We start from the raw sequence: 14,098 nt of genomic DNA, 5'->3' as shown, positions 1-14,098 counted from the left end.
TCAATTTTTTGGAACAAACATGATGAAAAAAATGATTATACCTGCCCTGCTAACTTTTGTGGGCATGACGGCTTCAAGCTTAGCTTATAGCGCGGATAAAACAGCAAGTGCCAATAGCTGTCCAGACATACTCAAGTATTCAGCACAAAAACTTCGCAGCAAAGAGATGATCAATTTTTGTGACAAGTTTGCTGGCAAAACTTTACTTGTGGTCAATACAGCAAGTAAATGTGGTTTTACTCCACAGTTTAAACAACTCGAAGCTCTGTATAAAAAATACCAAGCACAAGGTTTAGAGATTGTTGGCTTTCCATCAGATAACTTTTTTCAAGAACATGATGATGCAGAAAAAACCGCTGAAGTATGTTATCTAAATTATGGTGTAACTTTTACTATGTTAGAAACATCTGAAGTGCGCGGCAGTGATGCCAACCCCTTTTACAAAAAGCTAATTGAAGCAGCTGATACCTCGCCTAAATGGAATTTTTACAAATACTTAGTTGATAAAAACGGTAAGTTTGTTGAAGTGTATTCTTCACGTACTGAACCACTTGAAAGTGAACTTGAAGAAAAAATAAAACAAATTTTGTAAACGGCTGAGCCTTTCGGCTCAAAGCTCGCCAGCATAACTAAGTTGGATTTAATCTGGATAAACACAACTTAGTTATCCCGAGTAACAGATAAATAAGTTAATATAGCGGCTCGCTAAATTAGGAGCCCTTGTGTCTAGTCCAGCCTTAACCACATTACAAACTGTTTTTGGTTACAGTGAATTTCGTCCCGGCCAACAGCAAGTCGTAGAGGCTGTTATGCAAGGCCAAGATTGCTTAACCATAATGCCAACCGGCAGCGGTAAATCTCTCTGTTATCAAATTCCAGCTATCAGCTTAGCTGGTTATGCCATAGTTATTTCGCCGTTAATAGCGTTAATGCAAGATCAAGTTGCGCAATTAGAATCATTAGGTGTAGCGGCTGCTTATTTAAACTCGACACTAGATTACCAACAACAAGAAGAAATTCTTACTCAGGTTAATCACCACCAGATAAAAGTTTTATACGTAGCACCAGAAAAACTGATGCAGCCCGCTTTTTTAGATAGATTGTCACAGCTTCCACCTAACTTAGTTGCAATAGATGAAGCACATTGTATTTCACAGTGGGGACACGATTTTAGGCCCGACTATGCCCAACTAGGGCAGCTCAAAAACTACTTTCCACGTACACCTTTTATCGCACTGACAGCGACAGCGGATAACGCGACTCAACAAGATATTAGTCGTCTGCTTAACCTAAACAATCCACACCATTATGTCGGCAGTTTTGATCGGCCAAATATTCGCTATATTCAACAAGAAAAATTTCGGCCACTCAATCAGCTTGAAGCCATAGTTAAAGAAAAATCACAGCAAGCCGGGATAGTGTATTGCACTTCACGTAAGCGCGTTGAAGAAGTAGCTGAATATCTACAAAGGCACAATTATGCAGCTGCGGCCTATCATGCGGGTTTAACCTTTGAGCAAAGAGAAACAGCGCAGACAGCTTGGTTAAAAGATGATATTCAAATTATGGTTGCGACCGTTGCTTTTGGTATGGGTATCAATAAACCTGATGTACGTTTTGTTGTCCACTATGACATTCCGCGCTCAATTGAAAGTTTTTATCAAGAAACAGGTCGCGCCGGTCGAGATGGCTTAGACAGCGAAGCCATCTTATTATACGAATATGCCGATGCTGACCGCGTACGTTGGTTAATCGAACAAAATGAAAACCTCGAACGCGCTCAGATAGAAAATCATAAATTCGATTCTATGCTGTCATTAGCACATAGTGAAACCTGTCGTCGTTTAGTCCTGCTCAATTATTTTGGCGAAAACCGCAACAGCGCTTGTGGTAACTGCGACATATGTATCGACCCACCGAAAAAATACGATGGTTTAGTTGATGCACAAAAGGTTTTATCCTGCATTTACCGTATAGGCCAAAATGCCGGTTTTAATTATGTGATAGATGTTTTGCGTGGTGCCAATACACAAAGAGTGCGTGAACTTGAACATAATAAATTATCCGTTTATGGCATAGGTAAAAGTAAAAGCCATGAGTATTGGATAAGTGTTGCGCGTCAGCTGGTGCACTTGGGATTATTACGCATAGATATTACAGATAATGCCCACCTTAAGCTCACCGAACTTGCGCGGCCATATTTACGTGGTGACGTGACTTTGCAACTAGCTGAACCAAGAATTAACCAAAGCAAAGAAATAGCTAAAGAACAAAAAGGCAAAGTTAAACCTAACCATGATAAACGTTTATTTGAACGCTTACGCCAGCTTAGAAAACAAATTGCCGACCAACAAGATGTGCCGCCTTATATTATATTTAATGATGCGACTTTAGTGGATATGTGTATTGTGCAACCTACATCTGAACAACAAATGTTATTGGTTAGTGGGGTTGGTAAACGCAAATTAGAAAAGTATGGTCATGCATTTTTGGCTGAGGTAAATAACTACCTCAACCGCTTTGATTAATTAGACCTTAAAGGTTTGTGCCATGCTATGAATATATTCAGTGGTGTCGGATAACTGAACTGCGTCATCATCAAGTTTGCTTACTAAAGTTAAACTTTCCGAAGACAAACCATCTACCGCTTGAATATTTACATTAATTTGTTCACATGCAGCGCCTTGTTGGGTTGCTGCAGTTGCAATTTGAATCGACAAGGTAGAAATTTCATCAATCATTTTTGTGATATGGTCGACTAGCTCACTGGCTTCAGCCGCCTTGCCATTACAATTGATCGCTTGCTGTTCACTCTTATGCATAGTTGCTAACCAGCTTTCTATCGTCTGATACATAGATTGAATGCTAGATTGTATGGTACTTGCTGAATGTTGTGTGCGACTAGATAAAGCCCTAACCTCATCCGCAACCACAGCAAAACCACGACCATGCTCACCCGCTCGAGCTGATTCAATTGCAGCATTTAAAGCTAACAAGTTGGTTTGTTCCGCAATGCTACTGATTTCATCCATTACTTGCTGAACTTTTTCCGCTTGCTCTTTAAGCGTATCCGCTGATTCCGCCGCAGTGTGTACCATGTCAGACAACTGCTGCATTTCTTTTGCGTTGTCCATTAATATTTGGTCGGCATTGGCACAATCTCGTTGAATATCACCGACTGTGCTTGCAGTTGAAGTTGTGTTATTCGCTATCTCTTGAGCGCTCGCAGAAAGCTCATTCATAGCAGCGGCGACCTGAGACAATTGGAAGTTTTGCTCTTGAGTATTTGAGTTAGCTTGCTCAATTAAATTTTTAAGATCGTTTACTACGTTATCTAATGTAAAAGTTAAATCATTAAATCGTCCAATCACTGTATTGTTGCGTGATTTTTCAAAAGCAATAATATGTTCGAGTAATCCTGCATCTGAGTGACCGTATAAAATTCCACGAGTAACGTCATCTCGACTAGCCTTAAGTTGATGTAACTTGTTCGGTAATACCAATAACTCTTGGTAAAAAATACCGAGCAATAAAATTAATAAACCACCAGTTAATAGTGCAGCAGTTAACGAAGTAAAACTTGCAAGTAATCCTAAAAATAGCACTGTGGTTAACGTAGCAGCGATTAATTTATGATTAAAGTTAACCGCGAATTTACTACCAGCACCACGCTGTAATGATTGATAAAATGCCTGCGCTTTTTGTCTATGTACTGGCTCTGCTCTTTTTCTGACAGATTGATAGCCGGTAACTTTCCCACCTTGCTGAATTGGTGTTACAAAAGCATCTACCCAATAATAGCTACCATCTTTACAGCGATTTTTAACTATACCTCGCCATGATCGCCCGGCTTGAAGTTTCTGCCACATATCGGCGAACGCTTGTTTTGGCATGTCCGGATGGCGGACTAAATTATGGTTTTTACCTATCAGTTCTTCTTTCGTAAATCCACTGACACGAATAAAAGCTTCATTCGCGTAGGTAATAACACCTCTTAAGTCTGTGGTAGATACTAGCTCTTCATTGGCCTGCACGAGTACTTCTTTGTCAATCGTGTGCTGATTTCTTCTCATTGTTAAATCCAGTCATGTGTCTAATGTACAACTCTAAGCATCGACATTCTTTGACTAGATAAAGCTAAATAGCCAAGAGTTTAAATTGCATTAGAGAAGCCTTTAACATGACTTAATTTATTATAACTGTCAAATACCTGTGCAATATTGCGAATGAAAATTTGCCCTATTTGAGAGACCTGAATTTTATCCGCTTCAATTTTCACCAAACCTTGCCGTTCAAATACTTTTAATTGCACCCACTCTTCTACATAATCGCTTAATGGTATTTGTTGAATTGGCAGAGTTAAATGACACAACAAGTGATGAATTAAAGACTCTCTTTGTTTGTCGTCGTTGCTTCGGAACAATGCTTTAACAAAGGCTGTTTGCTTCTGGTCAATCGCTTGATAATAAGATTTAAGATGTTTGTCGTTTTGCAACATAGCAACCGAATAATCAGATATTGCGGATACCCCAAAACCTAACATAACTTGAGTGTCACTATCCGCATAACCTTGAAAGTTTCGAATTAGTGTTTCGTTTTGTTGCGCCAGATAAAGATTGTCATCTGCTTTGACGAAGTGATCTAAACCTACTTGACGATAACCATTCATCTCTAAATAGTTAATTGCATCTATTAATATTGCCACCTTTAATTGTGCATTTGGCAAATCAGCTTGTTTAATTTTTGCTTGCGATGGAAACATGCTCGGCATATGTGCATAGTTAAACATAGCAATACGGTCTGGATTTAAGCTCACTACGTTTTCTAGCGTTTGCATAAAAGTTTGTTGGTTTTGATGTGGTAAACCATAAACCAAATCAAAGTTAATACTAAAGTTAGTTGTCGCTGCTTGTCGCTGGCGAATGGCTAATATTAGCGACTCAATTGATTGGTAAGATTGCTGACGATTTATCGCAATTTGTGTTTTGTCATTAAAGTCTTGAATGCCCAAACTAAAGCGGTTAAATCCTATATCAATAATGTTGTTGATACGCGTTGAATCAACCGTACGCGGGTCTAATTCTATTGCCCACTCACATTTATCACTGATATTAAAATTCGCCTTTAAAGCGTTTGCTAAGCTTTGTAATTGTTCATCTGATAAAAATGTTGGAGTGCCACCACCTAAATGTATGTCAGTTACTTGTACCTCTGCTGGCAAACTCGGAGCACGCTGCTCAATTTCTTTAATTAAGTAATTTAAATAGGTTTGACCTTTTTCTTTATTCTGCGTGATAAATTTGTGGCAACCACAGTAGTAGCATAGTTGTTGGCAGAATGGGATATGTAAGTACAAGCTTACTGTCTTTAAGTTACCGTCTAACTCCGCATACAATTCACTTTCTTCGATTTGTTCTTCGCTACCCTCTAACGGGATAAATTGTTTAGCGGTAGGGTAAGAAGTATATCGTGGGCATGGTTTATTAAAAGTCTCTACTAGCGACATTATTTTTTGTTTTTGCTGTACAGATATTTTTGTTTGCCAATTATCGACGTTTTCCACAAGCCCACCAGTTAGTTACAATTATTCAGCTTTATTATTGGTTATTTGTGGTTGGTAGGTGGTGATCTAGATCAAGTTACGGACAACAAATATTCCATATATCTTAATCCTCTCAGCCTCTAAACTAGCAGCAATTAGATACGATAGCACCTTTCACTTACCTACCAAAAAACTAACAGCGCTGATAAAATAATCCCCGCATTCAGTCAGGAATTGCGATTAATACACAGACTCGCTGTAAACCCATCCATGGGAGCTCGAGACAAATCATCCACGATTTGTACGGTCTGCTTTATTAATCCCAATCCCTTCCTTCAACCCAAATGTCGCTTCAACAATCGTCACCGCAATGCTTTAGTCCTCCTGGCTACCAAACTGGCAACAACCTTTCTAAACGCAACACTAGTGTCAAAAAGGTGGAAGGGGGGTTGGTCGAAAAATCTCTTTTTCAGGAATTAAAAAGCGAAGCTTACATGGATGTATTCATCGCGTTTTTTCGAGTAATACCCCATGCACCTAGCTCTTCCCTGCCATCAAACTAGCAACGACCTTGCTAACAGCAACACTAGTGTCAAAAAGGTGGATGGGGGTGTTGTTTGCAAAACTTCAATCGGTAGGGATACCGTTTGCGAGCGGGCCATGGATGGCCTTGCAGCGTTTTTGCAAACAATTCCCCATTTACCTTGCCCTTCCCTGCCAAAAAACTAACAGCGCTGATGAAACAATCCCCACATTCAGTCAGGAATTGCGATTAATACACAGACTCGCTGTAAACCCATCCATGGGAGCTCGAGACAAATCATCCACGATTTGTACGGTCTGCTTTATTAATCCCAATCCCTTCCTTCAACTTATGTGTTGCTTCAACAATTGTCATCGCAATATTAGAGATAGAAAGGTGGATGGGTGTGTTGATCGAAAAATCTCTTTTTCAGGGATGAAAAAGCGAAGCGTACATGGATGTATTCACAGCGTTTTTTCGAACAATACCCCATTTACCTTGCTCTTCCCTGCCACTAAACAAGCAACAACCTTGCTAACAGCAACACTGGTGTCAAAAAGGTGGATGGGTGTGTTGTTTGCAAAACTTCAATCGGTAGGGATACCGTTTGCGAGCGGGCCATGGATGGCCTTGCAGCGGTTTTGCAAACAATTCCCCATGCACCTTGTCCTTCCCTGCCAGCAAACTAGCAGCGACTTGTCTCACATCTACAACAGAGCCAAATTATGATTTGAGGGTAAAACTTCAACCAGTAGGATATGTTTTATATAGAAGTTAGTAAGCACCTACAAAAAAGCCCAACCATATAGGTTGGGCTTTCAATCAAACAAAAAACTTAGCTGAAACTACACATCTAAGTTCGCTACATTCAACGCATTGCGTTCAATGAAATCACGACGAGGTTCAACTTGATCACCCATCAAAGTAGAGAACAATTGATCAGCACCAATCGCATCTTCAATTGTCACTTTAAGCATACGGCGACTATTTGGGTCCATAGTGGTTTCCCAAAGTTGATCTGCATTCATCTCACCCAAACCTTTATAACGTTGGATGTATAAACCTTTTTTCGATTCTTTAATTAACCAATCTAAACCTTGCTCAAAAGACTGAATCGGGAAAATACGCTCACCACGTTTGATGTAAGCACCCTCTTCAACTAAACCAGCAATAGTATTACCCGTTTTAGCAATGTTTTGATAATCAGCAGAGCTAACAAAATCAGCATCTACCTTATACACATAATCAACACCATGTGTACGTACATTAAAGCGTGGGATGTAAGAGTGAATCTCTTGGTCGAAATCTACATGATGTTCAAAGATAGAACTACCATCTTTTTTCGCTTCAAGTTGAGAAGCTAAACCAGCAGCCCACTGTTCAACAAACTCTTTATCTTTTAATTTGTCAGCAGTTAATGCTTCAACATACTTAAGTTCATTAACTAATGCTGGATTAACTGTACGCGATAAACGCTCAATGATGTGTTCACAACGTTGGAAATCTTTAACGATTTGCTCTAACGCACTACCACTAATTGCAGGTGCATCTTCATTCACATGCAATTCTGCGCCGTCTAATGCAAGGTTAGTTAAATAACCTTCAAACGCAGCTTCATCTTTGATGTATTGCTCTTGTTTACCTTTTTTAACTTTAAACAAAGGTGGTTGAGCGATGAATACATGGCCACGTTCAATAATTTCCGGCATTTGACGGTAAAAGAAGGTTAATAATAAAGTACGAATATGCGATCCATCAACGTCAGCATCCGTCATTAAGATAATTGAATGATATCTTAATTTATCCGGATTATATTCATCGCGGCCGATGCCACAACCTAATGCAGTAATCAAAGTACCAACTTCAGCTGAACTAAGCATTTTGTCAAAACGTGCTTTTTCAACATTTAGAATTTTACCTTTTAATGGCAAAATTGCTTGGTTCTTACGATTACGACCCTGCTTAGCTGATCCGCCCGCAGAGTCACCCTCCACTATGTATAGTTCAGAAAGCGCAGGGTCTCGCTCTTGGCAATCAGCTAATTTACCTGGTAAACCAGCGATATCTAACACACCTTTACGACGGGTAATTTCACGTGCTTTACGTGCAGCTTCACGTGCACGTGCTGCATCCATAATCTTAGTAACGATAGATTTAACTTCTGTTGGGTTTTCCAATAAGAAATCATTCAGCTTTTCAGCCATAGTTTGTTCTACAGCACCCTTAACTTCAGACGATACTAACTTGTCTTTTGTTTGTGATGAGAATTTAGGATCTGGTACTTTAACTGAAACAACAGCGGTTAAACCTTCACGCGCATCGTCACCTGTAGTAGCAACTTTAGCTTTTTTCGACATACCTTCTTTTTCCATAAAGGTATTTAATGTACGAGTTAACGCAGCACGGAAACCAGCTAAGTGGGTACCACCATCACGTTGTGGAATATTATTGGTAAAACAGAATACATTTTCTTGTTGATAAGAATCGTTCCACTGTGCAGCGACTTCAACAGTAATGCCATCTTCACGTTCAGCAACAAAATGGAATACGTGACTGTGAATTGGTGTTTTGTTGCGATTTAAATATTCAACAAAAGCTTGAATACCACCTTCATACATAAAGTGGTCGTTTTTACCGTCACGTTCATCTTTTAGTTTAATTGAAACACCTGAGTTTAAGAAACTTAATTCACGTAAACGTTTAGCTAAAATATCATAGTGAAACAAAGTATCACTGAAGATAGTTGGTGATGGCCAGAAACGAATTTCTGTACCTGTACCTTCAGTTTCACCAATCACTTCAATTGGTTTAACCGGATCACCTAATTTATATTTTTGTTGGTGAACTTTACCTTCACGACGAATGGTAAGTTGTAAATCATCAGAAAGTGCATTAACTACCGATACACCAACACCATGTAAACCACCAGAAACTTTATATGAGTTATCGTCGAATTTACCGCCGGCGTGCAATACAGTCATGATTACCTGAGCAGCAGAAACGCCCTCTTCAGGGTGCATAGCAACCGGAATACCACGACCATCGTCGCGAACAGATACAGAACCATCAGAATGTATGGTTACAATAATGTCTTTACAGTGACCAGCTAACGCTTCGTCTATACTGTTATCGACAACCTCAAATACCATGTGGTGCAGGCCGGTACCGTCGTCGGTATCACCAATATACATGCCGGGTCTTTTTCTTACCGCGTCTAGTCCTTTTAAGACTTTTATCGACGATGAATCATATTCTGACATTTTCTGACCTTATTAATTTATCAATTTGCCATGTTTCACGTGAAACACTGCATGTTCATACTCTATAACTTGTTGAATAAGTGCTAAGTCTTTTTCAATACAAGTAAAAAACATTTGGTTTTGATTATTCTTGTTAGTGCTAAACGCAGCTTTGATAGAAGTTAAATCTAATTCAGCCGCAATATCATCAACTATCCAAATACAGTTTTTGTCGGTTTGTTTTTTTATAACTTCTTCCGCAGCAAACATCAACGCCAATACATAACGCTTACATTCACCACGCGACAAAATATTTCTAATGGGTTGTTCTTTATATTTAAGAATCAACTCATCTCTATGCACACCTACCCCAGTGGTTTTACGCTTAAGATCGGTTTGCAAATTTTTCGTGAGTAACTCGGCTAAATCAAATTGTTGATTCCAGCCGGGTTTATATTCTAATTGAATACACTGCTGACTATCGCCATCAGCAAAGTTCTCTTTGGTTAATAAAGATTGATACTGGCAGATTTCTTTATTTAACCAATCCACTGCTTGCTGACGTAATTGTTGGATCTGTTTATTCAGTTGAATAAAACTATTATCCCACGAACGAATTTGTTCAACCAAACTACGACGTAAAGCCGAGTTTCTTTGTTCTAATACTCGAGCATAGTCACGATAAATCGATGAAACATTTTGCTGATGTTTCACGTGAAACACCAACCAATCTAAAAATTTTCTGCGTATACTTGGGCTGCCATCAACCAAATCAAAACTATCACAAGTAAAAGCGACAATTGGAAATTGACTAGATAGCTCACTTAACCTAGCGGCTTTTTTCCCTTGAATGCGAACTTCACTGTCACCACTTTGATTTTTACTTAAACCAAACTTTATATTTTGTTCGTAGTCATCCGCTTGTTGCTTCTCAGTAAAACAGTCGGCGAATACGGTTAAGTTTGTTTGATTAAACTGGATAAGTTCTGGCGTTTTAGATTTTCGAAAAGAGCGGCCGAAGCCTAACAAGTGAATGGCTTCCAAAATTGACGATTTACCACTGCCGTTTTCACCGACAATGATATTACAGTGGGCGTGCGGTAACATTTCTATCTGCGAAATATTACGCACGTTATGAATCGCCAACTTTGAAATATGCATAAAAAGGAAGTTGAATTACAACCTCATTGGCATAACAACATAAATAGCAGCATCATCTTGATTATCTTCAATCAAGGCACTGCTATTTGCATCACCTAAAGTGATCTTAACTTCGTCTGACTCTAAAGAATTTAATACATCAATAATGTAAGCAACGTTAAAACCAATTTCTAACTCACTACCTTGGTAATTTACTTCAACCACCTCTTCAGCAACTTCTTGTTCTGGGTTGGTTGCGGTAATGGTTAATTCACCACTGGCTAAGTTCAAGCGCACACCACGGAATTTTTCGTTAGATAAAATAGCCGCACGCGCAAAAGCTTGTTTGATATAACCTTTATCAGCAATAATTTCCTTATCACCACCTTTAGGTAAGACACGGCGATAATCAGGGAAACGGCCATCAACTAATTTACTGGTAAAAGTAAAAGATCCACTACTTAAACGGATATGGTTGCTACCAATTGAGATATATACATTATCGTCTGAATCTTCAATTAAACGACTGATCTCAGTAACACCTTTACGTGGAATAATGACTTGGCTTTCGTCTAACGATTCGTTTTCTAAATCTAAACGCATTAATGCCAAACGGTGACCATCAGTGGTTACACAACGAATTTGATTGCCCGAGGTTTCTAACGACATACCATTGAGGTAATAACGCACATCTTGGTTAGCCATAGAAAATGCGGTGCGATCTATCATAGTTTTTAGATCTTTTTGTTTAACCGCAAAGTTAATTTCGCTCGCCCACTCTTCTAAGTTAGGGAAATCTTTCGCTGGCAGCGTTGATAGTGAATACTTACTTCTACCCGACTTAATTTGCAACTTAGTATCAGTTAATGAAAATTCAATTAGCGCCGAATCACTCAACCCTTTACAGATATCAAATAACTTTTTCGCTGGTACGGTAATTTGTCCATCATCCGATGCTTGCACTAACTCAACCGATGCAACCAATTCAACTTCTAAATCTGTACCTGTAATCGACAATACCCCATCGTTTATATCTAACAATACATTCGACAAAATAGGTAAGGTATGGCGGCGTTCCACTGTACCAGTTGCAAGTTGCAATGGCTTAAGTATATCTTCTCGACTAACTGAAAATTTCATATTTTTATTATCCAATCTTTACGAAGAAAGTGTGCGAACTAAGTTTGAAAAATCTTCTTTAATATCGTGATTTTTTTCTCTTAATTCAACGACTTTTCTGCAAGCATGCAATACGGTTGTATGATCACGCCCACCAAAAGCCGCTCCAATTTCAGGCAAACTATGGTTTGTTAATTCCTTTGATAGTGCCATGGCTATTTGTCGTGGACGCGCAACACTGCGACTACGACTTTTAGACGACATATCTGCCAACTTGATTTTATAATATTCAGCGACAGTTTTTTGTATGTTATCTATTGTAACGAGTTTTTCTTGTAATGCGAGCATATCGCGCAGCGCATCTTTAGCAAAGTCTATTGTAACCGCTTTGCCAGTAAAATTGGCATTGGCAATTACGCGGTTTAATGCTCCTTCTAAATCACGTACATTTGAACGCAAACGTTTCGCAATAAAAAACGCCACTTCGTGTGGAAGATCAAAATTAGACTCTTGTGCTTTTTTCATCAAAATAGCCACACGTGTTTCTAACTCTGGTGGCTCAATAATTATGGTTAAACCCCAACCAAAACGAGATTTTAACCTTTCTTCTACCCCGTCTATTTCTTTAGGGTATCTATCACTGGTTAAAATAACTTGGTGATTGCCTTCTAACAATGCATTAAAAGTGTGGAAAAACTCTTCTTGCGAACGTTCTTTACCAGCAAAAAATTGAATATCATCAATTAATAGTGCATCAACTGAACGATAATGGCGTTTCCAATCTTCAATTGAATTGGTTTGAATGGCTTTAACCATGTCTTGCACGAAACGCTCTGAATGCATATACACAATTTTTGCATCCGGATTGCGCTGGCGAATTTCATTGCCAACCGCGTGCATTAAGTGAGTTTTACCTAAACCTGTACTGCCATATAAAAACAGTGGGTTAAATGCTGTACCTGGATTATCTGCAACTTGTGTTGCCGCAGCTCGCGCCAATTGGTTAGATTTACCTTCAACAAAATTATCAAAAGTATAATTTTCACGCAGGTTAGAACGCAAACCGCTTGGTGGTGTTTGACCTATTTGTGCTGGGTTAGCCATTTGTGGATTAAAACCATTTGTCACAGGTGCATGAGTATGCCCACCCTGTGTAGGTGCTGGTTTATTGCCTAATTCGAGTTTTGGATTAGCAATAGGCGCAGCAGGTTTTGAACCCACTTCCATTTTAAGGTTAGGACTTTTATCCCCTGCTAGTTCCTTCAGCAATTCGGTAATACGGTCAACATACTTATCACGCACCCAATCTAAAACGAATTTGTTTGGTGCGTAAAGAATCAAATCTTGGTTTAAAGCTTGGACCTGTAATGGACGAACCCACATATTATATTGTTGTGAGGGCAATTCGCGCTGTAAATTATCTAAACACGCCTGCCATAGCGATTCGCTCAAGGAACTTCTCCACTTATTTATTGGACGGTGGATCTCATCAAATTTTATCCACAAGTTCAATATTGACAAATTATAAAAGGCTATTTAACCGAAAAATAACGTATATCCACATGATTTATTTAGTTTTATTTTTTAATTCTTTTTTGTTCTATACCAACTAAATTTCAATAACAAATTGTTTATAAAAACAACAAATGTGGATAAAATCAGCAAATTAAAAAAGTTATCCAAAAAGCGCATTGATGATAGAGATCATACTTGTCTCAAACGAATAATTTTGCTATAGTTCGCGCCCCTTATAAGGCCGTGCCGGCAGGCACAATTTTAGATTAATCGGAATTATTGCAATGAAACGTACATTTCAACCTAGCAATTTAAAGCGTAAGCGTAGTCACGGTTTCCGTGCTCGTATGGCTACAAAAAGCGGTCGTCAAGTTTTAGCTCGTCGCCGTGCTAAAGGACGTAAAGTTTTAAGCGCGTAATATTACGTGAAAACTTTTCCGTTCAAGCGGGAGTCGAGACTCCTCACTCCCGCCGACTTTCAAAGCGTTTTCGACGCCCGTCCTAAAAAATTTTCTTGTCGTTATTACACTATTCTTGCTGCAAAAAACTCATTCGCAAATGCACGCATCGGTTTTACCATCTCAAAAAAGAAAGCAAAATTTGCAACTGAGCGCAATCAAGTCAAACGTGTTGTACGCGAATATTTTAGGTTAAATCAACACAACCTAAATAATGTCGATTTGGTTTTTATTGGTAAACAAGGTATTGCCAATGCAACCAATGCAGAATTACGCCACGAGCTAAACTACACATGGAAAAAAATCCAACGTCAGTTCAAAAATTAGCTCGTAAATTATGTTATGGCCTAGTTAGGTTATACCAATTGACCTTGAGTCCGTTACTTGGACCTAGGTGTCGTTTCCATCCAACTTGCTCAAATTATGCAATTTTAGCAATTAATCGCCACGGAGTGCGTATTGGAGGTTGGTTAACGGTCAAACGCGTTATAAAATGTCATCCGTTTTCGTCTGGCGGGTATGATCCTGTCCCTAAATCAAAAAACAAAGAGAAATAGAGTTC

At 39.0% G+C, this 14,098-nt stretch carries 11 protein-coding genes; 5 read left to right on the top strand and 6 right to left on the bottom strand.

The genetic code is table 11. The features are described 5' to 3' along the window. Positions 1-22: 22 nt before the first annotated feature. Together ACMZOO_RS09445 and recQ are read left to right on the top strand one after the other, a co-directional pair. Complete coding sequence (locus ACMZOO_RS09445; RefSeq protein ID WP_440906297.1) at positions 23-592, top strand: glutathione peroxidase; 570 nt, start codon at positions 23-25, stop codon at positions 590-592. A 130-nt stretch (positions 593-722) separates the two neighbouring features. Next, positions 723-2,528: a DNA helicase RecQ gene (recQ, locus tag ACMZOO_RS09440; RefSeq protein ID WP_440903118.1), complete on the top strand. Its 1,806-nt coding sequence runs from the start codon at positions 723-725 to the stop codon at positions 2,526-2,528. Here recQ and ACMZOO_RS09435 read toward each other — a convergent pair whose 3' ends face one another. The 6 genes from ACMZOO_RS09435 to dnaA form a co-directional block, all read right to left on the bottom strand. Further along, on the bottom strand, positions 2,529-4,073 hold the full coding sequence (locus ACMZOO_RS09435; RefSeq protein WP_440903117.1) for a methyl-accepting chemotaxis protein: 1,545 nt from the start codon (positions 4,071-4,073) through the stop codon (positions 2,529-2,531). 80 nt (positions 4,074-4,153) lie between these two features. After that, complete coding sequence (gene hemN, locus ACMZOO_RS09430; RefSeq protein WP_440903116.1) at positions 4,154-5,563, bottom strand: oxygen-independent coproporphyrinogen III oxidase; 1,410 nt, start codon at positions 5,561-5,563, stop codon at positions 4,154-4,156. Between the two features lie 1,347 nt (positions 5,564-6,910). Further along, entirely contained in the window at positions 6,911-9,325 is a 2,415-nt protein-coding gene (gene gyrB, locus ACMZOO_RS09425; RefSeq protein WP_440903115.1) for a DNA topoisomerase (ATP-hydrolyzing) subunit B, read from the bottom strand. A 12-nt stretch (positions 9,326-9,337) separates the two neighbouring features. Beyond that, positions 9,338-10,465: a DNA replication/repair protein RecF gene (gene recF / locus ACMZOO_RS09420; protein ID WP_440903114.1), complete on the bottom strand. Its 1,128-nt coding sequence runs from the start codon at positions 10,463-10,465 to the stop codon at positions 9,338-9,340. Between the two features lie 15 nt (positions 10,466-10,480). Next, entirely contained in the window at positions 10,481-11,584 is a 1,104-nt protein-coding gene (dnaN, locus tag ACMZOO_RS09415; protein ID WP_016954727.1) for a DNA polymerase III subunit beta, read from the bottom strand. A gap of 18 nt (positions 11,585-11,602) precedes the next feature. Then, positions 11,603-13,015 (bottom strand): chromosomal replication initiator protein DnaA, encoded by a 1,413-nt coding sequence (gene dnaA / locus ACMZOO_RS09410; RefSeq protein ID WP_016954726.1) that lies wholly within the window; start codon positions 13,013-13,015, stop codon positions 11,603-11,605. A gap of 347 nt (positions 13,016-13,362) precedes the next feature. Here dnaA and rpmH point away from each other — a divergent pair, with 347 nt between their 5' ends. From rpmH to yidD, 3 genes are read left to right on the top strand one after another with little or no spacing between them, the layout of a single operon-like run. Continuing rightward, positions 13,363-13,497 (top strand): 50S ribosomal protein L34, encoded by a 135-nt coding sequence (rpmH, locus tag ACMZOO_RS09405; protein ID WP_016954725.1) that lies wholly within the window; start codon positions 13,363-13,365, stop codon positions 13,495-13,497. A gap of 6 nt (positions 13,498-13,503) precedes the next feature. After that, positions 13,504-13,863: a ribonuclease P protein component gene (rnpA, locus tag ACMZOO_RS09400; RefSeq protein ID WP_440903113.1), complete on the top strand. Its 360-nt coding sequence runs from the start codon at positions 13,504-13,506 to the stop codon at positions 13,861-13,863. Further along, positions 13,830-14,093, top strand: a complete 264-nt coding sequence (gene yidD / locus ACMZOO_RS09395) for a membrane protein insertion efficiency factor YidD (protein WP_082196113.1) — start codon at positions 13,830-13,832, stop codon at positions 14,091-14,093. Before rnpA ends, yidD begins: the two co-directional genes overlap by 34 nt. Positions 14,094-14,098: the final 5 nt, after the last annotated feature.

It is taken from the genome of Catenovulum sp. SX2 (assembly GCF_052056295.1).
Lineage (GTDB): Bacteria > Pseudomonadota > Gammaproteobacteria > Enterobacterales > Alteromonadaceae > Catenovulum.
Note: the sequence above shows the minus strand (reverse complement) of the source record. Positions and strands in the feature narration are given on the sequence as shown.